Origin of the sequence: Nocardia implantans, assembly GCF_035544775.1 — a bacterium.
GTDB classification, from domain to species: Bacteria; Actinomycetota; Actinomycetes; order Mycobacteriales; family Mycobacteriaceae; genus Nocardia; species Nocardia implantans.
On sequence record NZ_JAYKYQ010000006.1, the window covers coordinates 160,835 to 181,838 of the forward strand.

The following is a 21,004-nucleotide window of genomic DNA, read 5'->3' on the forward strand; positions in this document are numbered from 1 at the left end:
ACAGTGCGAAGGTCAAGCGCGGGTTCCGGCTGAACACTTCATGCAGTGCCCGGGGACGGTGGCTCTGGTAGGCCCGTGAACCTCGGAGCACTGGTCCACCTCTCCCCGGCGAGCACCACGTGGTCGAGGAAGCGGAGGCCGACGGTGCGGGCCGCTTCGATGAGGAGGGTGGTGGTGTGGCGGTCGTCGGAGCTGGGGGTCGGATCGCCGGAGGGGTGGTTGTGCACGATGGCGAAGGCGCGGCCGTCGTGCCGCAGAACGGTGTTCAGGACTTCGCGGACGGGGACGGACACCTGATCGACAGCGCCTTCGGCGACGAAGACCTTCTGACGGAGGCGGTTCTGCGCGTCGCAGACCAGCACGAGCAGACGCTCGACCCGGCAGCCCGCGAAGAGCGGGAGAGCGGCGGCGGCCACATCGGCGGGGCTGGTGAGCCGGATCGAAGCGTCCGGCCTCCCGCGTGCGCGCGCGCCGAGGTGGAAGGCGGCGATGATGGCGGCGGCCTTGGCCACGCCGATGCCCGCCCGACGCGACAACTCCTCCGGACGCGCCGACGACAAGCCGGCCAGCCCGCCGTGCTCGACCAGCAGCTCCACCGCCAGATCCAGCGCGCTCGCACCGCGCCTGCCGTGCCGCAGCAACAATGCGAGCAACTCCGCATCGCTCAGCGCTTGCGGGCCGAGCGCCAGCAACCGCTCGCGCGGCCGCTGCGTTACCGGCACGTCGATGAGAGAGACCGCCATGACTTCCACCCCTCGGTCACGCCAACAGTGCCCGGGATTCTGCCAGGGACCACCGACACCTCGGCCGCACCCATATGCTGGCTGATGTGCGGTTCGGTAGCCGAGTCGGTCGCGAGCTGGGGAGCTGAGGGGCGATGTGGTACCTGAAGGCGCAATGGCACCATGATTTCGACGACGAGCCGGTCGAGCTGTTCAGTGAGATCGGCGACGACGGTTTCGAGGTACGCAAGGTCGAGGTGTTCCGCGACGGGCACCGCGACTGGGCCGATTCCGGCCGCGGCACCGGCACGACCGAACTCGGGCAGATCCCGGTTCCGACGCCGGACGAGCTGAGCGCGGAGACCGAGTTCACCGCACTCCAGATCGACGCCGGAGAGTTCGATGAGGTCTGGCAGCGCGCTCTCGATGAGCAACGGCCCGCTTCGCCCAGGTAGGCCGCCGGTCGGAAGGGCCTAGCGATCCACCACGGCGATATCGGGTAGCCCGACGAACGCCTTCGCGGCCAGGCGCTGCAGATTGTGCAGCTGGCGCTCGTGCACGACGATCCGGCGCAAGGCCTCGTTGACGGTGGCGGCGCTGGACGACGTGCCCATGATGGCGGCGGCCGCGGCGAGCAGGTCCTGGTCGAGATCGATCCGCACGGATTTCATGCGCCCTCCTTCATACTTTCGCCATCTTGCGGCATAACGCCCGTTCATGTCCGGCAAATCGCGAACTCGGACTTGCGTAAATACCCTACGGGGGTATAGTTCCTGACATGGAACACAGGCACCACCCCGCGGCCGAACACGTTTCCCACGCCTCGCACGCCGGACAGCACACCGGGCACCACTCCCCCGCTACCTGGCGGATGGCGGCCATGGCCACGCTGCACTGCCTCACCGGCTGCGCCATCGGCGAAATCCTCGGCATGGTGATCGGCACCGCGCTGGGCTGGAACAACACCGCGACGATGGCGCTGGCCATCGTGCTGGCGTTCGTGTTCGGCTACGCGTTGACCATGCGCGGCGTGCTGCGGGCGGGCCTGCCGCTGTCGGCCGCCATCGGCACCGCGCTGGCCGCCGACACGGTGTCCATCACGGTCATGGAGATCGTGGACAACGCCGTGATCCTCGCCGTCCCCGGCGCGATGGACGCCCACCTGGACACCATCCTGTTCTGGATCACCCTCGCCTTCGCCCTGGCAGTGGCCTTCGTGCTGACCACGCCGGTCAACAAGTGGATGATCGGACGCGGCAAAGGCCACGCGGTGGTGCATTCGCTGCACGGCGCGCACTGATCAGCACGCCGCCCGATCCGCGCCGTCGGATGACACGACGACCCGCCCGCAGCCCGTTCAGCTAGGCAGATTGTCCAGCTGAACGGGCTTTTGTTGTCGCCGCGTGCCGGTGGTGCTTGCATCGAGTCATGTTCAGCGAGGCGCAGTTGTACTCGCCGGTGACCCGCACCGGCGACGGCGACGTGACCGTGCACCTGAGCGACGAGCACCCCGGTGTGCACGATCCGGAATACCGGGCCCGGCGCAATGCCATCGCCGCGCTGGCGTTGGATTACGCGCCGGGCAAACCGCCGCCGCACATCGCCTACACCGAGCAAGAGCAGCAGGTGTGGCGGATCGTGTCGGCCGAACTCGCGCGCAAGCATCGCACCTATGCCAGCGCGGAGATACTGACGGCCGCCGAGGCGCTGTCGTTGCCCACCGATCACATCCCGCAGTTGGACGAGGTGTCGGCGGCACTCGCACCGCTGACCGGATTCCGCTACGCACCGGCCGCGGGACTGGTGCCGCTACGAGAGTTCTTCGGTTCCTTCGCCGATCGGGTCTTCCACTCCACGCAGTACATCCGGCATCATTCCGCACCGCTGTACACGCCCGAGCCGGACGCCATCCACGAGATCATCGGCCATGCCAATCAGATCGCCAGCCCGCGTTTCGCGGCGATCTACGCGACCGTCGGCACCGCGGTCGCGCGCCTGAACACCGATCGCGCGCTGAAATTCCTCGCCGACGTCTTCTGGTTCTCGATGGAGTTCGGCGTCGTCCGGGAGCGCGGCGAGGTGCGGTGCTACGGCGCGGGCCTGCTGTCGTCCTACGGCGAGATCGAGGAGTTCCGGCACGCCGAGCTACGCCCCCTCGACATCGCCCGGATGGGCACCGCGACCTACGACATCACCCACTATCAGCCGACGCTCTACTGCGCGGACTCGATCAGCGAGATCGAGGACGTGATCGGCGGCTTCTTCGCGACCATCGACGACGACACACCCGACCGTCTGCGGCACGGCAGCCCCGTCGGCGCGTAGCGGTGCGGCCGGATCGAGATGTCAGGACTCGCGCCTCGGTCCGAGCGGCATGCCCGCGTCCAGGAAATCCAATGTGCGAGTGATGTTCTCGACGTTCAAGGGCGTCATCGTCGCCATGGCGAGTGCCGCGCCCGCCATCGCGCCCGCCGCCACCCGCACCTCGAAGTCGTCGGCGGGCCTGCCGAGATGGTCGGCAAGCAGGCCCGCGATGAGGTCGATGCTGCGAATGATCTCCAAGCCGATGGCCGACCGCAGCTCCGGCACGTGATAGAGCAGCGCCTGCCGCTCCTGCTCGAACGCCAGCTCGGCGGCGGGCAGATTACCGAAGACTTCGAGCACCGCGTTGCGGAAGGCCGCCATCGGTCCGATGTCACGCGGCTGACGCCGCAGCGCTTCGATCATCGCCGGATCGAGATCGTCCGCGAGCACCAGCTGTTCCTTGGACGGGAAGTAGCGGAAGAAGGTGCTCGGCGAGACATCGGCGGCCGCGGCGATCTGCTCGATCGTCGTCTCGTTGTAACCCTGCTCGCGGAACAGCCGGAAAGCCTCGACGCGGATCGTCCGGCGGGTCCGTTCCTTCTTCCGCTCGCGCAGACCCTGCGCCGTCCCGTTCGCGGGTAGCTCAACCGACATGAATCGATTCTGCCGCACCCGGCTCCGGCGACCGGGCCGGTTGCCGCGTGCGCACCGACGTCGCCGTGAGCACCGCCGCCAGCACGCACAGCGCGGCGCAGGTCCACAGCATCGCGCTCATGCCGCCGAGGAAGGCCACCTGCACCTGGTGCAGCATCGACGGATCACCCAGCTTGCGGGCGGTGGCGACACCCGCGTTCACGCCGTCGGCGATCGGTTCGCGGTCGAGCTCACCCAGGTCCGCCCGGTACCGGGTGGACAGCACGGTGCCCAGCACCGCTACGCCGATGGTGCCACCGGCCTGGCGCAGCGCCTGCAACAGCGCGGAACCGGAGCCGGAGCGTTCGGCGTCCAGGTCACCCATCGCCATGCCCATGGCCGCGGGCATCACCAATCCCATACCGGCGCCGAGCAGGGTCAGCCACAGCGCGGCGAAGCCGTAGCCGCTGTCCACCGTGGTCAGCGCGCCCAGCGCCAGCGAGCCGGCCAGCAGGGCGAAACCGGCGGCCACCACCACGCGCACGCCGAGTTTCGGCAGCACTCTGTCGACCAGCCTGCTGCCGACCAGCAAACCGCCGATCAACGGAAGCAACCGAAGGCCGCTGCCGAGCGCGTCCACGCCGAGCACCGCCTGGAAGTACTGCGGAACGGTGAAGAACATGCCGAACATGGCGAAGTTCACCACGATGGAAAAAGCTGTGCCCCAGCGGAATCCGTCGGCGGCGAAGAGACCGAGATCGATCAGCGGATGCGCGGTCCTGCGCTGCCACAGCAGGAAGGCGGCCAGCAGCAGCACACCGGCCGCGACGATCGCCCAGGCCGGGCCGTCGCCCCAGCCTTTCTCACCGATCCGGATGAAGCCGTAGGTGAGTCCGAGCATGCCCGCCGCGGACAGCGCGACGCCGGGCAGATCGATCCGGAAGCGCTGCGCGCTGCGCGACTCGGGCACCAGCGCGGCGACGGCGCACGCGCCGATCACGACCATCGGCACGTTGATCAGGAACACCGAACCCCACCAGAAATTGCGCAGCAGCCAGCCGCCGACGATCGGGCCCAGCGGCAGGCCGATCGCGGTCGAGGTGATCCAGATGGTGAGCGCCCGCTGCAGTTCGGCGGGTTCGGGGAACAGCGCGGGCAGCACCGACATCGACAGCGGCATCATCGCCGCCGCGGCGATGCCGAGCACCACGCGCGCCGCGATGAGTTCGCCGGGCGAGCCGGCCACGGCGCACGCGATGGACGCCACACCGAACAGCGCCAGGGCGGCGAGCAGGAACTTCTTGCGGCCGTAGCGGTCGCCGAGCGCGCCCGCGGGCAGCATCACGGCGGCCAGCGCCAGCGTGTAGGCGCTGCTGAACCATTGCAGCGCGGCGGTATTCGCGTTCAGGTCGACGGCGAGCGTCGGCAGCGCCACGGTCAGCACTGTGACATCGAGCCCGATGGTCAACATCGCCACGGCCAGCGCGCCGAGGGCGAGCCAGCGACGGGCCGAGTCGGTCTTCATGACGCCTCCAAAAATGATAGCTACAGTAATTTGATAGTAGCTTTCATTTAGTAGTGACTGTCAATACCGCCGCGGGGACGGCATGCTCGATCACCGGATCGCTCGCTAGGCTCATCGGCGATGAAGATCACTCGCCGTGCCTTGCTCTGCGTAGGCGCCGTGCTCGCCGTCGCCGCGCTCGGAGCGACAGCCGCGCCGTCCGTCGCAGCGCCGAGCACCACCACGCCGTTCACCACCCCGAACACCGACGGGTGCCCGCAGAAGACCTCGCCGCCGGCGCCGATCGACACCTCCGAGGTGCCCGCGCCAGGACAGCCGGCTCCACCGCCGCTCCCGATTCCTTCCCCGCCGATCGGGGGCGCGCGCCTCGGCGAGTGCGGAGTCGTGCTTCCCAAGAACGCGCCGCCCGCTCCACAGGACATTTCGGCGACGGCGTGGCTGGTGGCGGACCTGGACACCGGAGAAGTGCTGGCCGCGAAGGACCCGCACGGCCGCTACCGTCCCGCGAGCACGATCAAGGTGCTGCTGGCCACGCTGGCGCTGCGCACGTTGAATCTCGACAAAGTGGTCATCGGCACGCAGGCCGACGCCGACGCCGACGGCACAAGGGTCGGCATCGGGCCCGGCGGCCGCTACACCAACCGGCAGCTCATGCAGGCCCTGATCATGGCTTCGGGCAACGACGCGGCACATGCCATCGCCGCGCAACTCGGCGGCGACGCCGCGACGGTCGCCAAGATGAACGACCTGGCGAAATCGTTGCGCGCCATGGACACTCGCGCGGCCACCCCCTCCGGACTCGACGGCCCCGGCATGAGCACCTCGGCCTACGACCTCGCCGTGCTGTTCCGCGAGGCGATGACCATCCCGCTGTTCGCCGAGCTGATCCACACCGAGCAGGTCGACTTCCCCGGCTACCCCGCCGACCCCTCGATTCCCGGTGACACCGACCGTCCCGGCTACCCGATCGGCAACGACAACCAGCTGCTCTACAACTACGACGGCGCCCTCGGCGGCAAGACCGGCTTCACCGACGACGCGCGCCAGACCTTCGTCGCCGCCGCCCAGCGGGGCGGCCGCAGGCTCGCCGTCACCCTTCTCAAGGCCGACGTGCAACCGGTGCGGCCGTGGGAGCAGGCCGCTCGCCTGCTCGACTACGGGTTCGCGCTACCCCGCGGCGCCGTGATCGGCAACCTGCCCGGCGCGGTGGTGCCCCAGCGTGACCAGAGCGGAGTCACTCTGGCCGCGCCGCCGACGCCGGACTCCGGGCCGGCCACGGCATCGGCGCCGGGAAGCGATCCGTCCGCCATGCCGCACACCGGGGATCACCGCACCGGCGCGCGAACCGTGCTGATCATCGGCGGCGTCCTGGTGGTCGCCGCTCTGCTGCTAGGGGCACGGCGCGCGACCCGGCGGCGCTGACCGATCAGCGCCTGCGCAGACCGGAAAGGGCAAGAGCCGCAAGCGCTCCCGCGCCGAAGAAGGCGGCGCCCACCCCCATCGATACGTCACGCGCACCGACCCGCGGCGCGATCACGGCCGGTCCCGGCGCGGGGACCTCCGCCTCCGGCTCGTTCTCCGCGGCGGTGGCGGCCCATGCGGTGGCGAACAGGACGATGCGGTAGGTGACGTAGCTGAACACCATCAGGCCGATGATCGAGCCGAAGGTGGCGCCCGCCGGACTGCTGAGCACCGATTGCAGATAGATCGAAGCGACGATCTTGAACACCTCGAAGACCAGCGCGGCCAAGCCGGCCGCTCTGGCGGCACTGGCCAGCGTCACCGGTTCCCGGGGCAACCGTGCGATGGCCCACGCGAACACCGCCCAGGAGGCGAGGAATCCGAGCGCGATCGACGCCAGCGACAGCAACACGCCCGCACCGGGCAGGTCGCCGAGGCCGAGGTCGTCGAGCAGCTGGCTGCCCAGCGAACTCGACGCCAGCGCCGACAACCCGAGCGAGACGGTGAACGCGAGACCGAGACCGATCAACGCGCCGAGATCGGACAGCTTGGTCATCAGCCAGTTACCGTCCGGGGACTTCTGATCCCATTGCTCGGTGAGCGCGGCGCGCAGGTTGGCCATCCAGCCGAGCCCGCTGTAGACGCCGGTGACCAGGCCGAGCACGCCGACTGTGCGCCGGGATTGGACCGCCTGATCGATCAGGTCGTTGAGCTGGGTGCCGAACGAGCCGGGGATGTTCTCGACGATCTTGCCGCGCAATTCGTCCAGCAGTTCCGGATTGTTGTACAAGACCACGCCCGCGACCGCGAAAGCGACCATGAGCAGCGGAAACAACGACAACACGGTGAAATACGTAATGCCTGCCGCGTAGTAGTCACCCCGTTGCCGCTGATAGCGTCCCGCAGCGCGGACCAGATGGTCCAGCCACGGTTTCGCCTGAATCCGGCGTTCGATCCCGGCTTTGACGTTGTCGATCACCTGCACCATTCGCCCCTTCGGCCGAGAGACCCCGCACCGGTGATACCCGGTCGAGCGGGCGACAACCGCCCGGCGAAGGAGAGCAGCCGCTCAGCGACGCAGCAGACCGACCCGGTCGTAGACCTGTGCGAGGGTGTTGCCTGCGATCTCTCGCGCGCGCTCCGCGCCTGCGGCGAGTACGCGGTCGAGTTCACCTTGATCCGACATGTACTCTTGCACCTTCGCCCGCAACGGCGTGACAAATTCCACCAGCGCGTCGGCCACATCGGCTTTCAGCTCGCCGTAACCCTTACCCTCGAAATCCTTTTCCAGGGTGACGATCGGCGCACCGGTCAGCGAACTCAGGATCACCAGCAGGTTGCTGACGCCCGGCTTTCGCTCCGGGTCGTAGCGGATCTCGCGTTCGGTGTCGGTGACCGCGGATTTCACCTTCTTCGCGGTGACCTTCGGGTCGTCGAGCAGGTTGATCAGGCCCGCGTCGGTGGAGGCCGACTTGCTCATCTTGGCGGTCGGGTCCTGCAGGTCGTAGATCTTCGCCGTGCCTTTGACGATGTGCGCCTCCGGCACCACGAACGTCTTCTTGAACCGAGTGTTGAAGCGCTGGGCCAGGTTTCGGGTCAGTTCCAGGTGCTGACGCTGGTCCTCGCCGACGGGTACCTGATGGGCGCGGTAGAGCAGGATGTCCGCGGCCATCAGCACCGGGTAGGTGAACAGGCCGACGGTCGCGTTCTCCGCGCCCTGCTTCACCGACTTGTCCTTGAACTGGGTCATCCGGCTGGCCTCGCCGAAACCGGTGATGCAGCTGAGCACCCAGGCCAGTTCGGCGTGCTCGGGCACCTGGCTCTGCACGAACAGGGTCGACTTCTTCGGATCGATGCCGAGCGCGAGCAGCTGGGCGGCGGCGGCCTTGGTGCGCAGCCGCAGCTCCTTGGGCTCCTGCGGCACCGTGATCGCGTGCAGATCCGGGATGAAGTACAGCGCGTCGTAGTCGTCCTGCATGGTCACCCAGTACTGCAGCGCGCCAAGGTAGTTCCCGAGATGGAACGAGGAGCTGGTCGGCTGGATCCCGGACAGAACCCGCTGTTTGCGTTCGGCGGCCGGGCTGGGCGCAGGACTGGACATACCCCGATCTTCGCATGCGGCTCAAGCCGAATTTCGCTGCACCCAGTTGCGCGGGTCCACTCCTGGCATGCTCGGCCGTCCCCTGCTGACCAGTTCGTGTTCCCGCTGGGACAGCATCTTGTAGACCGGCGCGCTGGGCCCGGCGAGCGTGCCGCGCAGCATCGGGGGCACCAGCGGAACCGACACGTGCGCGGCGCGCACCGCCCGGGACAGTCCCTGGTAGGCCACCTCCTCCGCCACACCCCAGCGCATCCCGTACATCCGGCGGATGCGTGCCGGCAGACTGCCCTGCACCAGCAGGTAGAACGCGGAGGTGACCTGCTGCAACGGCACGCCCTGCGCGTAGGGGACGCGCTGTCCGGCCAGGTAGGAGCCGACCAGCCGCGCCTCGTCGGTGAGGAACAGTTCGTCGGAGGCGAGGTAGCCGTCGAAGAAGGCCCGGAACTCGGGGTAGCTCGCCGGCGCGGCGTCCACGGGCATGCCGAACAGCTCGCCCCAGCGCACGTAGTCCTGGTAGAGCCCTTCGCGCTCGCCGTCGGTCATGGTGCGCACCAGCAGGTCGTACATCACCTCGGCCGAGTCGAACGTGAAGGCCATCGTCATGAACATCAGGTGCGGATCGAGCGCGGAGTACTCGGTGCCCGCCGGGTGGTGGGCACCGGCGTCCTCCGGCAGCGCCCCACGCACCTTGACGTGCCGTTTCCTGGTGAACGCCAGCGCGCGATCGGCCTCGGCCTTGCTGCCGAGGAACACCGCTTCGAACAGACGGCCGGTCAGCGCCAGCCGGGTGTAGGGCGTCATGCGGTGCTCGGTGTTCTCGGCCGTGCCGACGTAGAGCAGCGGATCGACCGCGCCGATCACCAGAGCCCGCACACCGTAGGTCAGCCCCACCGCCCGCTTGGTCATCACCCGCCGGACCATCGAGTGGTCACTGAAATAGCCGGGCTCGGACATGACCGCCTCCTCGTCGAGAACATCTGGCAATAGCATCCACCAGAACGACGAATTCTGGCAATAGCTGTGTCCAAATTGCTGTGTTCGGCCGCGACTGCGTGGCGGCGTGTTCGCATGCTCGGTCTCAGTGGCCGAGTCTTAAGCGCTACCGACCGCCGCATACGCCGGGGAACCGGCGTGCGCGACGATCGGGGGCACCGGCTTCGGCGTACCTGTAAGAATCGAAGGGTGACGGCGCAACGGACCTATGGGGGTGTTTCCGCCGAGGAGCGCCGGGCGCAGCGGCGTGCGGCGTTGCTGGAGGCCGCGCTCGAGATCATCGGCACGGAAGGGCTGGGGAAGCTGACCGTGTCGGGGTTGTGCGCGCGGGCCGGTCTCAACGAGCGGTACTACTACGAGAACTTCGACAGTCGCGACGCCGTGCTCACCGCCCTGATCGACGGGATCGCCACGGAACTGGCCGCGGCCATCCTCGCCGCCGTCCGCACCGCCGCCACGGACACGCGCGCGACCGCGCACGCCGCGATCACCGCGGGCGTGCACCTGCTCACCGACGACCCGCGCAAGGCGAAAGCGGCCCTGATCGCGGGCATGGCGACGCCGGAACTACGGACCCGAACCACCGAGACGGTGCGAGCGTTCGCGCGGATGGTGGCCACGGAGGGCACGGACTTCTATCGGATGTCCGACTCGGCACCGGCCGCGGTGGTCGACTTCCGGGCGCTGTACCTGGTCGGGGGCCTGGTGCAGACGCTGACCGCCTGGCTGCACGGCGACCTGGACCTCACCCGCGAGGAGTTGATCGAGCAGACCGTCGACGTGTTCGTCCTGCTCGGCGAGGACCTGGCCGAGAAACTGCGGTAACAGCCCCGATCACAGGCGCAGGGACACGTCTTCCAAATCGGGCGCGTCGCCTTGCAGCACCACCCGGAAGAGCACGTCCCGCCGCGACCAGTAGGCCGCGCAGTCGCGCATGGCCTCGGCGAACCAGTCGCGCTCGATCGGCTCCTCGGCGAGCAATCCGGCCGAATCACGCACCACGGCAACGTATCCGGCCCCTTCGCCGAGAAAATCGTCCAGGTCGCGCAGGCATTCGTCGAACGCGTCCTTGTTCTCGCCGAAGTAGTACGGGAACTGGAACGCGGCGGCGAACTCGTCGAAGAGCCGGGCGGTGGTGGGCATCTTCGCGCCGCGCAACTCGCGCACCAGGTATCCGGAGGGCGCCTTGTCCCGCACCCCGCTGAAATTGGCGGCGTCGACGGCGAGGGTGCCGAAGGTGACGCGCGGCGGGGCGAGTTCGGGGCTGGGCGGCGCGTCGTCGGCGTCGGGGCGGGCAAGGAACTGCGACAGCGTGACGGTCTTTGTCATCAGCGCATCCTCGTGAAGGTCTTGTAGTGGTCGCCGGTGTACCAGGCCGAACCGTCGCTGCCGGTGACGATGCGTTCGGCGTCGCGGGATCGGCCGGACTGCTTGGGATTGACGTCCCATTCCTGATAGGTGATCGGTTTACCGGAGCCATCGGTGGCGGGCAGGTCGCCACCCCGGTTCATCCATCGCTCGCCCCCTTTGGTGCCGGGGGCGTTCGCCGAATCCGGCCACCGGCCCGCATCGATCTCCCGCAACGTGGCGTACGCGCGTTCCGGCACACCGGCGGCCTGGGTGACCGGCGACGCGCTGTCCCCACCGCGCGGTGCCGCGCTGGTCAGGGTGACCGTGCTCGTCGCGGCGGTGGTCGCGCGACTCGCCGGAGCGGACGTGGTGGTATCGCCACCGTCGTACAACGCGAGCACCGCGGCGAGCACCACCAAGGCCACCGCGCCGAGCAGGCCGATGCCGCGCTTGATCGACCGGCTCATCGGTACTGCACCGTGACCGGAGCGTGGTCGGACCAGCGCTGATCGTAGGAGGCGGCACGCTCGACCACCGCGTCCTTGGCACGGGCGGCGAGATCACCTCGAGCGAGGTGATAGTCGATGCGCCAGCCGCTGTCGTTGTCGAAGGCGCGGCCGCGGTAGGACCACCAGCTGTAGGGACCGTCGCCCTCCGGGTGCAACTGCCGCACCACGTCGACGTATCCGGCGGCCAGCAGCTCATCGATCCACGCCCGCTCCTGCGGCAGGAACCCGGCCGACTTCAGGTTGCCCTTCCAGTTCTTCAGGTCGCGCTCGGTGTGCGCGATGTTCCAGTCCCCGGCGACCACGAAATCGCCGGTCCGCGCGGAGAGATAGGCGCCGAGTTCGGCCATGAAGCGATACTTCTCGTCCTGGCGCACCGTGCCCGCGTCACCGGAGTGCACATAGACGCTGGCCACGGTGACGTCGTCGAAATCGGCCTCGAGATAGCGGCCCGCCGCCGCGAACTCGCTGCTGCCGAAGCCTACTCGGACCGCGCTGGGCGCCCGCCGGGACAGGATGCCGACACCGGCGCGGCCCTTGGACTCCGGCTCGGCGTGCGACAGCTGCCATCCCGCGTCCAGTGCGGGCGCCAGCGCGGCCGCGACCTGCTCGTCGGTGGCGCGGGTCTCCTGCACGCAGACGATGTCCGCCTCGGTGGCCGCGAGCCAGGCGAGCAAGCCCTTACCCGCGGCCGCGCGGACACCGTTCACGTTCACTGTCGAGATATACGGCACTCCACGACCGTACAATGCTGGTCAGATGAAGTCCCTTGGACACTGCCGTCCAGGAAGGGGTGATGACGATGTCGTCCGACACCTCCCAGTCCTCCTCCGCCGTCACGCGCGGATCCACCCGGGCGAAACCGCCCCAGCCGATCAAGGCATTGCACGTGGGATCCGGCGATCCCCTGCTGTTGCTGCACGGATTCATGATGTCGCCGCACTGCTGGGAGCAGACGGCGGCGCGGCTGTCGACGCACTGCGAGGTGTTCGCGCCCGCGTTCGCGGGGCACTGGGGCGGCGCGCCCACCGGAGGTCCGTCGGTCGATGTGCAGTCGCTGGCCGACCGGATCTGCGAACAGCTCGACGAACTGGGTTGGCGCACCTGCCATATCGCGGGCAACTCGCTCGGCGGGCTGGTCGGCGTCGAACTCGCGCGCCGCGGACGCGCCCGCACCTTGACCCTCATCGCGCCCGCCGGCGGCTGGCACGCGCCCTCGCTGACCCAGTGGCGGATCAACCTGAAATTCCTCTCCCTGATACCGCTCGTCCAGATCGGCAAGCGCATGGGCGGATTCGCCATCGGCAACCCGCTCGCCCAGCGGGTCGCCTTGCTCGCGTTGAGCAAGCAGGCCGCGGCGGTATCCCGGCGCGACGCCGCGGCCGCGCTCGCCGCCGCGCTGCACTGCCCGGCGATGGTGCCGATGATCCTCGGCGCGATGCGCGCGCCCGCACAGGCGGACCTGTCCACCTTGCGGACGCCGGTCCGGCTGCTGCTGTCGGAATACGACCGGGTCATCCCCAACCGCGTCTACGCACGGCGCTACCTGAAGGAACTGCCCGAGTCCGCCGACCGCATCCTGGTCAACGGCGTCGGCCACGTTCCGATGCTGGAAGCACCCGACCGCATCGCCACCCTCATCGCCGAACACGTCTACGCCAGCCGGACGCGGCTGCGGGCTGTGTAGTTTGGTCGCGCCTTCGGCGCGGCGTGTTCGCGGCCCCTTTGTGGCTCGCGTCCGAGTGACCGCCGCTGGCGACTTCGTCGCGGACGCGGCGGTCACTCGGACGCGAGCCGGGCCGCGAACGGAACAGGCTCGGTCTCGCTTCGCTCGAAAGACGTAGTGGGGGTGCGCTGGGCGCGTCGGTACCGAACCCCGCGATCAGGCGCGCGCAGTCCATAGAGGCCGGTTGTCGGCTCGGCCGACCACTCGCCTGCCCCCGGGCGTTTCTCCGGGCGGCCGACGTGATCAGGCGGCAACGGCGGCCGACGAGGCCGCTCCGGCCGACCGCCGAGGCAGCGGGCAGCCGGGTCGCGACCGACAAGGCTCCGTCTCGGTCGGCTCCGAACGCGTAAGCGGGACGGTGGTACGCGACCCCGGCCGCGCGGAGAACTACTGCGCCAGAAGACCTTTCGCGATATGGGTCACCTGGATCTCGTTGCTGCCCGCGTAGATCATCAGCGACTTGGCGTCGCGGGCGAGTTGCTCCACTCGGTACTCGGTCATGTAGCCGTTGCCGCCGAACAGCTGCACCGCTTCCATGGCCACCTCGGTGGCCGCCTCGGAGGCGTACAGCTTCATCGCGGACGCCTCCGCCAGGGTCGGGGGCTTGCCAGCCCTGCCCCGCTCCAGCGTGTTGAACACCATGTTCTGCACGTTGATCCGCGCGATCTCCATTTTCGCCAGCTTCAGCTGGACCAGCTGGAATCGCCCGATCTCCTGGCCCCAGAGCTTGCGGTGCTTGGCGTAGTCCACGCACAGCCGGTGGCACTCGTTGATGATGCCCAGCGCCATGAAGGCAACGCCGACGCGTTCGGCGGTGAAGCTGGACCGCGCGCTCTCCCGGCCGTCGCCGCCCTTGTGCTCCTCGGTCTCGCCGAGCAACCGGTCCCGGCCGACGCGCACGTTGTCGAAGAACAGCTCACCCGTCGGCGAGGAGTGCAGGCCCATCTTCTTGAACGGCTTGCCCTGGGTGAGACCGGGCATGCCCTTGTCGAGCACGAAGGCGAGCACCTTGCGGTCGCGCTTGTCGCCGCCCGCGCCGTCGTCGAGCTTCGCGTAGACGATCATCACGTCGGCGTAGGGACCGTTGGTGATGAAGGTCTTCTGGCCGTTGAGCAGGTAATCCTCGCCGTCGCGCTTGACGTAGGTCTTCATGCCGCCGAACGCGTCGGAACCGGAGTCCGGTTCGGTGATCGCCCAGGACGCGACCTTCCGCATGGTGACGATGTCCTCCAGCCAGCGCTGCTTCTGCGCCAGCGTGCCCCGCGACATGATGGTGGTCGCGCCGAGGCCGATGCTCACCCCCATCGCCGAGACCAGCCCCATGCACACCCCGGACAACTCCCCGATGAGCACCGCCATCAGCGATTCCTGTCCGCCGAACGGACTCGCCCCCGAGGACTTCGGCTTCTGTTCCGCCTCCGCGGTCTCGCGCGCCGCTTCCCGCGCCAGCATCTTCTGCACGGCCTCGCCGCCCATCGCGTCGATCCCGAACTCCCGGAACAACTTCCGGATGACGGGGTACGGCGGCAGTTCCCCGCTGTCGAGCGCGTCCAGGTTCGGGCGGATCTCCCTGTCGATGAACGCCCGCACGGCATCGCGGATCATCACATCGGTCTCAGACCATTCGAACATCGTCGTTCTCCTCACATTCCCCGAGGTCAGGGCAGCCGGGCCGCGATGTCGTCGATCAGCCATGGCCCCTCGGTCTCGATGGTCTTCACATCGTGCCAACCGGCCAGCTCGGAGATCGCGCCGCCCTGCACCGCGAACACCTTGCCCGTGATCGGGCAGTCCGCGGCGGCCAGGTAGGCGACCAGCGGAGCGATATTGGCCGGGGCGAAGGCGTCGAACCCGCCCTCCGACGCCTCCGCCTCGGCCGCCAGCATCTCCCCCATGCCGGGAGTGGCGAGAGTGAGCCGGGTGCGCGCGATCGGCGCGATCGCGTTGACCCGCACGCCGTAGCGCGCGAGCTCGTCGGCGGCCACCAAGGTCAGCGCGGCGATCGCGGCCTTGGCGGCGCCGTAGTTGGCCTGGCCCGGGTTGGGCAGGGTGGTGCCCGACGCCGACGCGGTGTTGATCACGGCGGCTTTCGGCTGGTCACCCGCCTTGGACTGCTGCTTCCAGTACGCGGCGGCGTGGTGCAGCACCGCGGCGTGGCCCTTCAGATGCACGGCGATCACCGCATCCCACTGCGCCTCGTCCATGCCCGCGATGAACGCGTCCCGCAGGATGCCCGCGTTGTTCACCACGACGTCGAGGCAGCCGAACTCCGTGACCGCCTGTTCGACCAGCTTCTGCGCCCCGTCCCAGGTGGCGACGTCGTCGGTGTTGGCCACCGCTTCGCCGCCCGCGGCGACGATCTCGCGCACCACTTCCTGGGCGGGCCCGGCGTCGGTCCCCTCGCCCGCGTTGCTGCCGCCGAGATCGTTGACGACCACGGCGGCGCCTTCCTTCGCGAACAGCAATGCGTGCTCGCGGCCGATGCCGCGGCCCGCACCGGTGATGACGGCGACCCGTCCGTCCAGTACGCCCATGTGTTGTCTCCTGCATTCGTGCCGAATCCGGCGAAGTGAAGCGGCGGACATCGTGCCGCCGCGCTGGTCAGTCGGCGATCTCGGCCAGTCCGTCGCTGAGCACGACATCGTCGCCGCGCACGGTCTCGAAGGCGTAGCGGGTGACGCCGTCGGCGGATTCCGCCTTCCAGATGCGGGTCTCCAGATCGTCACCGGGGAAGACCAGCTTGGCGAATCGCACCGCGAATCGCCGGAGCCGGTGCACGTCCGACTCCGCGACCTCGGTGAGCACCGCCCAGGACGCGAACGCCATGGTGCACAGCCCGTGCGCGATGATGCCGGGCAATCCGGCGTCCTTGGCGACCTGCTCGTCCAGGTGCAGCGGCACGGGGTCGCCCGAGGCGGGCGCGTAGCGGAAGGTTTGGTCGTGGTCCACGTGCTGCGCCACGACAGCAACCGGATCCTGTTCGCGCAGCCGTTCGTCGAATTTGTGCGCCGGAGCGGCGGCACCGACCGTCCGGCCCGCGTCGATGTTGCGGAAGAACGCGGTGAGGTACTGGTCGTTGACCGGTTCCCCCGCCTCGGTGCGGCATTCGATGCGGATGGTGATGGTCGTGCCGTTGGGGCGGCTGGTGTAGCCGATCGCCTTGGCGCGCGACACCAGCCGGTCGCCGGGACGGATCGCGCGGTGGAAGTGGAAGTCCTGCTCTCCGTGCACGACCCTGCCGAAGATGTCCATCGGCGCGACATCGATGACGGGCATCATCATGGCCTCGAAGACCGGGACGATCGCGAAGACCGGCCCGGCCACCGTACCGGCCAGGTGCGCGGCGATCGGATCGTTCGTGGCGGCGGCGTACTGCGCTATCCGGTCGGCCGTGACCTCGAAACGTTCCTCGTCCGACCACGTCTCCAAGCCGCTGTCATCGAATTCGACAGCGCGCGCACCGGTACCGGCGCTCATGCTGTTTCCTCTCCGGCACGAGCGGGGCCCTGCGTGGTTACACTCCGCTGCCGCCTCCGGGCCTGACCGCTCATGCTGTTTCCGCTCCGGCACGAGCGGGGCCCTGCGTGGTCACACTCCGCTGCCGCCTCCGGGCCTGACCGCTCATGCTGTTTCCTCTCCGGCACGAGCGGGGCCCTGCGTGGTCACACTCCGCTGCCGCCTCCGGGCCTGACCGCTCATGCCGCGGAGGCCAGGGCGTCGAGTTGGTCGAGGGAGCGGTCCAGCTGTTTGATGCCGTCCTTCTCCACCGCTTTGCCGAGCGCGCCCTTGATCAACGCGCCCTCGAAGTCGCCCGACACCAGGATGGTGCTGCCATCGCCGTTGGGCCTGATGTCGAAGGTGAACTCGGTCCGCACGCCCGCCATGCCGGTGCCGCCCAGGGTCAGTTTGTTCGGCGCGTCCACCGAGACGATGGTCCACTCCAGCTTGTTCGCCATACCGAGCATCACGATCTTCGCGACCAGCTTGGCGCCCGCGCTGAGCACAGCGGGCGGCTCCTCCATGAAGCGCTCGTGGATGGTGAACCACTTGTCCCAGCTGTGCGGGTCGGAGACGACCGCCCACAGGGCTTCGGGGGCGGCGTTGACGTCCTTGGCGGCTTCGATGTGTCCCATGTGTTGCACTCCTCGTCGAGTTCGGCGGGCCGGTCAGCGGTCGGCGCGCTGGTAGGCGGTGACGACGGCCGCGCCGCCGAGTCCGATGTTGTGTTGCAGGGCGGCGGTGACGCCGTCCACCTGCCGCTTGTCCGCCGCTCCGCGCAGCTGCCAGGTCAGCTCGGAGCACTGCGCGAGACCGGTCGCGCCGAGCGGGTGTCCTTTGGAGATCAAGCCGCCGGAGGGGTTGACCACCCATTTGCCCCCGTAGGTGGTCCGGCCGTCGTCGATCAGCCGGCCCGCTTCGCCCTCGCCGCACAGACCGAGCGCTTCGTACAGCAACAGTTCGTTGGCCGAGAAGCAGTCGTGCAGTTCGATGACCTGGAAGTCCTCCGGGCCCAGTCCGGACTGCTGGTAGACCTTCCGCGCGGCCTGGACGTTCATGTCGTAGCCGATCAGGTTCTTGGCGGTGTTGTCGAAGGTCGAGGCGAAGTCGGTGGTCATCGCCTGGCCGACGATCTCCACCGCCTGCCCGGCGAGATCGTTGGCGTCGACGAACTTCTCGCTGGCGAGGACGACCGCGCCGGACCCGTCGGAGGTCGGCGAGCACTGCAATTTGGTCAGCGGGTCGTAGATCATGCGCGAGGCGAGAATGTCTTCGAGGGTGTATTCGTCCTGGAACTGCGAATACGGGTTGTTCACCGAGTGCTTGTGGTTCTTGTGGCCGATCTTGGCGAAGTGCTCGGCGGTGGTGCCGTACTGCTTCATGTGCTCGCGCCCGGCCGCGCCGAACATCCACGGGGCCACCGGGAACAGCACCTCGGAGATCTCGGCCAGCGCCATGACGTGCTTGGCCATCGGCTGCTCGCGGTCGTCCCAGGTGGACCCGAGCGAGCCCGGCTGCATCTTCTCGAAGCCCAGCGCCAGCGTGCATTCGGCCAGCCCGCCCCGGATCGCCTGCGCCGCCAGATACAGCGCCGTGGAACCGGTGGAGCAATTGTTGTTCACGTTGACCACCGGGATTCCGGTCATGCCGAGTTCGTAGACGGCGCGTTGCCCGGAGGTGGATTCGCCGTACACATAGCCGACGTAAGCCTGTTCCACCCGGTCGTAGGCGATTCCCGCGTCCGCGAGCGCCTTGGTGCCCGATTCCCTGGCCATGTCGGGGTAGTCCCAGGCGCGGGTGGTGCCGTCGGCTTCCTCGACCGTGCGGCGGCCCGGCTTCTCGAACTTCGTCATGCCGACACCGACGACGTAGACCTTGTTCGCCATCGAACTCCTCAGATTGTGCGTACGTCGCGAGCGACGGAACGAGTGGAAACAAACATACAAGGTTGTATGTAAGTGAACAAGGGTCATGCCCGATAGCGCCGAGACACGGCGAATAACCAGCCGATTGCGTCGCATCTGCTACATACAGTGAGACATGCTTGTTTCCTCGCTACCGGCTGCATGGCGGATTACTGACCCGCAGCAGAGGTCCCCGCCCCAGGGGGCCGGCCACCCACTCGGAATGGCGGAACATACAGCACTGTATGTAAGTGTAAGATCGTGCGGTGGCCAGGAGCGTAGTCGTGAAGCAGCAGCGCCGGACGCAGGAGCAGCGCAGCACCGAGATGCGCACCCGGTTGCTGGACGCGACGGTGGACTGTCTGGTCGAGTACGGATATTCGGGCACCACCACGCCGCGGGTGGCCGAACGCGCCGGGGTGACCCGCGGGGCCCAGGTCCATCACTTCGGCTCGAAAACCGATCTGGTCGTGGCCGCGATCAGCCATCTGGCGCAGCTGCGCGCCGAGACCGCCATGCGGGAGATGTCGCGGGTCGAAGCGGGCGACGATCCGGTGGCGGCGGCGCTGGATTTCCTGTGGGACCTGCACCAGGGTCCACTGTTCATCGCGACGGTCGAACTGTGGGTGGCCGGGCGGACCGACCCGGTGCTGGCGGCGGCGATGGAGAAGGTCGAGCCGTTCGTCAACAACGCCGTCTTGCTGTCGGTGGCCCGTTTCGTGCCGGACGACGTGCGGCGCAAGGAAGCGCGCGACTTCATCTACACGGCGATGGACGCGCTGCGCGGCATCTTGATTTCGAACTTCATCGATCCGGACGACGAACGCGCCCGGCGGCGGTGGCGGCGGGCCTCGGCGCATCTGCACGAGATCGCGGGGCGGGCCCTGAGCAGCCGACCCACCGAATAGTCCGGCGCGCACCGGCCACGAGGTTGTCACGCCGCGCGATCACCCCACCGATGGAGCAGTCCCGCGGAAACGATGATTCCGATCCGTCACGATGCCCGCGTCGGCCGCCACCCCGGCTACCCGCGTGATCGGCGCGCCGTCCAGACCGTCAGCGCGAACAACACGACGCCGGTCGCCGCCAAGGCCGTGCCGACCACCGCCGGGGCCGTGTAACCGAGACCCGCGGCGATGACCAGACCGCCGAGCCAGGCGCCCGCCGCGTTGGCGATGTTCAGGGCGGCGTGGTTGAGGGCGGCGGCGAGGGTCTGGGCGTCGGCCGCGACGTCCATCAGACGGGTTTGCAGACCGGGCGCCAGCGCGGCTCCGGAAGCGCCGACCAGCAGCGCGCCGAAGGCCGCGGTGTACGGGTTGTGCGCGGCGGCGACGAACCCGCCGAGAATCACCGTCATCGCGAGCAGGGACATGCCGACGGCACGGTCCACGCCACGGTCGGCCAGCGCGCCGCCGGCGATGTTCCCGATCACCATGCCGACGCCGAACAGCATCAAGACCAACGGAACCGCCCCGGTCCGCAGACCGGCGACGTCGGTGAGCGTGGTCGCGATGTAGGTGTAGACGGCGAACATGCCGCCGAATCCGACGGCGCCGACCAGCAACGTCAACAGCACTTGCGGACGGCGCAGCGCACCGAGTTCGGTCCGCGGATCGGTCACCGTGATGCCGGTGAGTTCGGGAACGAAGCGCAGCAGCGCCGCCACCGTGGTGACACCGATCAGCGCGACCACCACGAACGCGTCGCGCCAGCCGAGATGCTGGCCGAGCCAGGTAGCTGCGGGAACGCCGACAACATTGGCGGCGCTCAACCCCAGCATAACCGCGGCAACCGCCTTGGCCCGCTGCCCTGCCGGGGCGAGAGTGGCGGCGGCCAGCGAGGCGACGCCGAAGTAAGCGCCGTGCGGCAGACCGGAGACGAATCGCGCCAAAACCAGCGTCTCGAACGAGGGTGCCAGAACGGTCGCCGCATTTCCCACGGTGAACGCGACCATGAGCGCGACGAGCAGGCGCCTGCGCGGCATCCGGGCACACAGCGCCGCGATCAGGGGCGCGCCGATCACCACACCGAGCGCGTAGGCCGACACCGCATGCCCCGCGGTCGGCTCGGAGACGCGCATGGCCGAAGCGATGTCCGGCAGCAAACCCATGGTGACGAATTCGGTCGTGCCAATCCCGAATCCGCCGAGGGCCAGCGCGAGCATGGCGGGCACGTGCCAATCGGTGCGTCCGGGCGGAGCGGAGGTGCTGGCGATCACGGGGGTGGTCACGTGTTCATGTAACCGGCCCCGGCCCGCATTCGCTTCCCCGGCGAACGTGAG

Annotated in this window: 23 protein-coding genes; 7 read left to right on the forward strand and 16 right to left on the reverse strand. The window is 68.6% G+C overall.

The genetic code is table 11. From position 1 onward, the window contains the following. Window positions 1–38: 38 nt before the first annotated feature. The gene (gene radC, locus U3653_RS16245; protein ID WP_195080502.1) at window positions 39–743 is read right to left on the reverse strand and encodes a RadC family protein; all 705 of its coding nucleotides are present in this window, start codon (window positions 741–743) and stop codon (window positions 39–41) included. Between the two features lie 134 nt (window positions 744–877). Here radC and U3653_RS16250 point away from each other — a divergent pair, with 134 nt between their 5' ends. Further along, window positions 878–1,177, forward strand: coding sequence for a DUF6881 domain-containing protein (locus tag U3653_RS16250; protein ID WP_195080501.1), 300 nt, complete (start codon window positions 878–880; stop codon window positions 1,175–1,177). An 18-nt stretch (window positions 1,178–1,195) separates the two neighbouring features. On the opposite strand, the gene U3653_RS16255 is transcribed toward U3653_RS16250, so the two are convergent. Next, a complete protein-coding gene (locus U3653_RS16255) occupies window positions 1,196–1,393 on the reverse strand; it encodes a type II toxin-antitoxin system VapB family antitoxin (RefSeq protein WP_195080500.1) in 198 nt (65 codons plus the stop codon). A 107-nt stretch (window positions 1,394–1,500) separates the two neighbouring features. Here U3653_RS16255 and U3653_RS16260 point away from each other — a divergent pair, with 107 nt between their 5' ends. Then, window positions 1,501–2,022, forward strand: a complete 522-nt coding sequence (locus U3653_RS16260) for a DUF4396 domain-containing protein (protein WP_195080499.1) — start codon at window positions 1,501–1,503, stop codon at window positions 2,020–2,022. A gap of 128 nt (window positions 2,023–2,150) precedes the next feature. Then, window positions 2,151–3,047: a phenylalanine 4-monooxygenase gene (locus U3653_RS16265; protein ID WP_195080498.1), complete on the forward strand. Its 897-nt coding sequence runs from the start codon at window positions 2,151–2,153 to the stop codon at window positions 3,045–3,047. Window positions 3,048–3,068: 21 nt separating this feature from the next. On the opposite strand, the gene U3653_RS16270 is transcribed toward U3653_RS16265, so the two are convergent. Together U3653_RS16270 and U3653_RS16275 are read right to left on the reverse strand one after the other, a co-directional pair. Beyond that, window positions 3,069–3,680: an acyl-CoA-like ligand-binding transcription factor gene (locus U3653_RS16270; RefSeq protein WP_195080497.1), complete on the reverse strand. Its 612-nt coding sequence runs from the start codon at window positions 3,678–3,680 to the stop codon at window positions 3,069–3,071. Further along, the gene (locus U3653_RS16275) at window positions 3,670–5,184 is read right to left on the reverse strand and encodes an MFS transporter (protein ID WP_195080496.1); all 1,515 of its coding nucleotides are present in this window, start codon (window positions 5,182–5,184) and stop codon (window positions 3,670–3,672) included. Before U3653_RS16275 ends, U3653_RS16270 begins: the two co-directional genes overlap by 11 nt. A 120-nt stretch (window positions 5,185–5,304) precedes the next feature. Here U3653_RS16275 and U3653_RS16280 point away from each other — a divergent pair, with 120 nt between their 5' ends. After that, on the forward strand, window positions 5,305–6,606 hold the full coding sequence (locus U3653_RS16280; RefSeq protein ID WP_195080495.1) for a D-alanyl-D-alanine carboxypeptidase family protein: 1,302 nt from the start codon (window positions 5,305–5,307) through the stop codon (window positions 6,604–6,606). A 4-nt stretch (window positions 6,607–6,610) separates the two neighbouring features. On the opposite strand, the gene yhjD is transcribed toward U3653_RS16280, so the two are convergent. The 3 genes from yhjD to U3653_RS16295 form a co-directional block, all read right to left on the reverse strand. Further along, window positions 6,611–7,630: an inner membrane protein YhjD gene (yhjD, locus tag U3653_RS16285; protein ID WP_195080634.1), complete on the reverse strand. Its 1,020-nt coding sequence runs from the start codon at window positions 7,628–7,630 to the stop codon at window positions 6,611–6,613. Window positions 7,631–7,714: 84 nt separating this feature from the next. Then, window positions 7,715–8,746 (reverse strand): tryptophan--tRNA ligase, encoded by a 1,032-nt coding sequence (gene trpS, locus U3653_RS16290; protein ID WP_195080494.1) that lies wholly within the window; start codon window positions 8,744–8,746, stop codon window positions 7,715–7,717. Between the two features lie 21 nt (window positions 8,747–8,767). Beyond that, complete coding sequence (locus U3653_RS16295) at window positions 8,768–9,700, reverse strand: oxygenase MpaB family protein (protein WP_195080493.1); 933 nt, start codon at window positions 9,698–9,700, stop codon at window positions 8,768–8,770. 228 nt (window positions 9,701–9,928) lie between these two features. Here U3653_RS16295 and U3653_RS16300 point away from each other — a divergent pair, with 228 nt between their 5' ends. After that, a complete protein-coding gene (locus U3653_RS16300) occupies window positions 9,929–10,564 on the forward strand; it encodes a TetR/AcrR family transcriptional regulator (protein WP_323124648.1) in 636 nt (211 codons plus the stop codon). Window positions 10,565–10,573: 9 nt separating this feature from the next. Here the strand turns inward: U3653_RS16300 and U3653_RS16305 are convergent, their stop codons facing one another. Genes U3653_RS16305 through U3653_RS16315 form a run of 3 tightly spaced genes read right to left on the reverse strand, consistent with a single transcriptional unit; the run spans window position 10,574 to window position 12,311 of the window. Then, window positions 10,574–11,068: a barstar family protein gene (locus U3653_RS16305; RefSeq protein WP_195080491.1), complete on the reverse strand. Its 495-nt coding sequence runs from the start codon at window positions 11,066–11,068 to the stop codon at window positions 10,574–10,576. Continuing rightward, window positions 11,068–11,556 (reverse strand): guanyl-specific ribonuclease, encoded by a 489-nt coding sequence (locus tag U3653_RS16310; RefSeq protein WP_195080490.1) that lies wholly within the window; start codon window positions 11,554–11,556, stop codon window positions 11,068–11,070. The genes U3653_RS16305 and U3653_RS16310 overlap by 1 nt, the downstream gene beginning before the upstream one ends. Further along, entirely contained in the window at window positions 11,553–12,311 is a 759-nt protein-coding gene (locus tag U3653_RS16315; RefSeq protein ID WP_435406568.1) for an exodeoxyribonuclease III, read from the reverse strand. Before U3653_RS16315 ends, U3653_RS16310 begins: the two co-directional genes overlap by 4 nt. A gap of 80 nt (window positions 12,312–12,391) precedes the next feature. On the opposite strand from U3653_RS16315, the gene U3653_RS16320 reads away from it, so the two are divergent. After that, entirely contained in the window at window positions 12,392–13,282 is an 891-nt protein-coding gene (locus tag U3653_RS16320) for an alpha/beta fold hydrolase (protein WP_323124649.1), read from the forward strand. A 426-nt stretch (window positions 13,283–13,708) separates the two neighbouring features. Here the strand turns inward: U3653_RS16320 and U3653_RS16325 are convergent, their stop codons facing one another. The 5 genes from U3653_RS16325 to U3653_RS16345 form a co-directional block, all read right to left on the reverse strand. After that, window positions 13,709–14,953 carry an acyl-CoA dehydrogenase family protein gene (locus U3653_RS16325; protein WP_195080488.1) on the reverse strand — a complete coding sequence of 415 codons (1,245 nt, stop codon included), beginning with the start codon at window positions 14,951–14,953 and terminating at the stop codon, window positions 13,709–13,711. A gap of 26 nt (window positions 14,954–14,979) precedes the next feature. Next, window positions 14,980–15,855, reverse strand: coding sequence for an SDR family oxidoreductase (locus tag U3653_RS16330; RefSeq protein WP_195080487.1), 876 nt, complete (start codon window positions 15,853–15,855; stop codon window positions 14,980–14,982). A gap of 67 nt (window positions 15,856–15,922) precedes the next feature. Continuing rightward, window positions 15,923–16,798 (reverse strand): MaoC/PaaZ C-terminal domain-containing protein, encoded by an 876-nt coding sequence (locus U3653_RS16335; protein ID WP_195080486.1) that lies wholly within the window; start codon window positions 16,796–16,798, stop codon window positions 15,923–15,925. 218 nt (window positions 16,799–17,016) lie between these two features. Beyond that, window positions 17,017–17,454 (reverse strand): type II toxin-antitoxin system Rv0910 family toxin, encoded by a 438-nt coding sequence (locus U3653_RS16340; RefSeq protein ID WP_195080485.1) that lies wholly within the window; start codon window positions 17,452–17,454, stop codon window positions 17,017–17,019. A gap of 33 nt (window positions 17,455–17,487) precedes the next feature. Further along, window positions 17,488–18,705, reverse strand: a complete 1,218-nt coding sequence (locus tag U3653_RS16345) for a lipid-transfer protein (RefSeq protein ID WP_195080484.1) — start codon at window positions 18,703–18,705, stop codon at window positions 17,488–17,490. A gap of 344 nt (window positions 18,706–19,049) precedes the next feature. On the opposite strand from U3653_RS16345, the gene U3653_RS16350 reads away from it, so the two are divergent. Then, entirely contained in the window at window positions 19,050–19,631 is a 582-nt protein-coding gene (locus U3653_RS16350) for a TetR/AcrR family transcriptional regulator (RefSeq protein ID WP_195080632.1), read from the forward strand. A gap of 116 nt (window positions 19,632–19,747) precedes the next feature. Here the strand turns inward: U3653_RS16350 and U3653_RS16355 are convergent, their stop codons facing one another. Further along, on the reverse strand, window positions 19,748–20,887 hold the full coding sequence (locus U3653_RS16355; protein ID WP_195080631.1) for an MFS transporter: 1,140 nt from the start codon (window positions 20,885–20,887) through the stop codon (window positions 19,748–19,750). Between the last annotated feature and the right edge of the window lie 117 nt (window positions 20,888–21,004).

What these genes read in the sequence shown, in the direction of transcription:
- radC (WP_195080502.1), bottom strand. Translation starts at nt 743, where the DNA reads ATGGCGGTCTCTCTCATCGACGTGCCGGTAACGCAGCGGCCGCGCGAG.
- U3653_RS16250 (WP_195080501.1), top strand. Translation starts at nt 878, where the DNA reads ATGTGGTACCTGAAGGCGCAATGGCACCATGATTTCGACGACGAGCCG.
- U3653_RS16255 (WP_195080500.1), bottom strand. Translation starts at nt 1,393, where the DNA reads ATGAAATCCGTGCGGATCGATCTCGACCAGGACCTGCTCGCCGCGGCC.
- U3653_RS16260 (WP_195080499.1), top strand. Translation starts at nt 1,501, where the DNA reads ATGGAACACAGGCACCACCCCGCGGCCGAACACGTTTCCCACGCCTCG.
- U3653_RS16265 (WP_195080498.1), top strand. Translation starts at nt 2,151, where the DNA reads ATGTTCAGCGAGGCGCAGTTGTACTCGCCGGTGACCCGCACCGGCGAC.
- U3653_RS16270 (WP_195080497.1), bottom strand. Translation starts at nt 3,680, where the DNA reads ATGTCGGTTGAGCTACCCGCGAACGGGACGGCGCAGGGTCTGCGCGAG.
- U3653_RS16275 (WP_195080496.1), bottom strand. Translation starts at nt 5,184, where the DNA reads ATGAAGACCGACTCGGCCCGTCGCTGGCTCGCCCTCGGCGCGCTGGCC.
- U3653_RS16280 (WP_195080495.1), top strand. Translation starts at nt 5,305, where the DNA reads ATGAAGATCACTCGCCGTGCCTTGCTCTGCGTAGGCGCCGTGCTCGCC.
- trpS (WP_195080494.1), bottom strand. Translation starts at nt 8,746, where the DNA reads ATGTCCAGTCCTGCGCCCAGCCCGGCCGCCGAACGCAAACAGCGGGTT.
- U3653_RS16295 (WP_195080493.1), bottom strand. Translation starts at nt 9,700, where the DNA reads ATGTCCGAGCCCGGCTATTTCAGTGACCACTCGATGGTCCGGCGGGTG.
- U3653_RS16305 (WP_195080491.1), bottom strand. Translation starts at nt 11,068, where the DNA reads ATGACAAAGACCGTCACGCTGTCGCAGTTCCTTGCCCGCCCCGACGCC.
- U3653_RS16310 (WP_195080490.1), bottom strand. Translation starts at nt 11,556, where the DNA reads ATGAGCCGGTCGATCAAGCGCGGCATCGGCCTGCTCGGCGCGGTGGCC.
- U3653_RS16320 (WP_323124649.1), top strand. Translation starts at nt 12,392, where the DNA reads ATGACGATGTCGTCCGACACCTCCCAGTCCTCCTCCGCCGTCACGCGC.
- U3653_RS16325 (WP_195080488.1), bottom strand. Translation starts at nt 14,953, where the DNA reads ATGTTCGAATGGTCTGAGACCGATGTGATGATCCGCGATGCCGTGCGG.
- U3653_RS16330 (WP_195080487.1), bottom strand. Translation starts at nt 15,855, where the DNA reads ATGGGCGTACTGGACGGACGGGTCGCCGTCATCACCGGTGCGGGCCGC.
- U3653_RS16335 (WP_195080486.1), bottom strand. Translation starts at nt 16,798, where the DNA reads ATGAGCGCCGGTACCGGTGCGCGCGCTGTCGAATTCGATGACAGCGGC.
- U3653_RS16340 (WP_195080485.1), bottom strand. Translation starts at nt 17,454, where the DNA reads ATGGGACACATCGAAGCCGCCAAGGACGTCAACGCCGCCCCCGAAGCC.
- U3653_RS16345 (WP_195080484.1), bottom strand. Translation starts at nt 18,705, where the DNA reads ATGGCGAACAAGGTCTACGTCGTCGGTGTCGGCATGACGAAGTTCGAG.
- U3653_RS16350 (WP_195080632.1), top strand. Translation starts at nt 19,050, where the DNA reads ATGCGCACCCGGTTGCTGGACGCGACGGTGGACTGTCTGGTCGAGTAC.
- U3653_RS16355 (WP_195080631.1), bottom strand. Translation starts at nt 20,887, where the DNA reads ATGCTCGCGCTGGCCCTCGGCGGATTCGGGATTGGCACGACCGAATTC.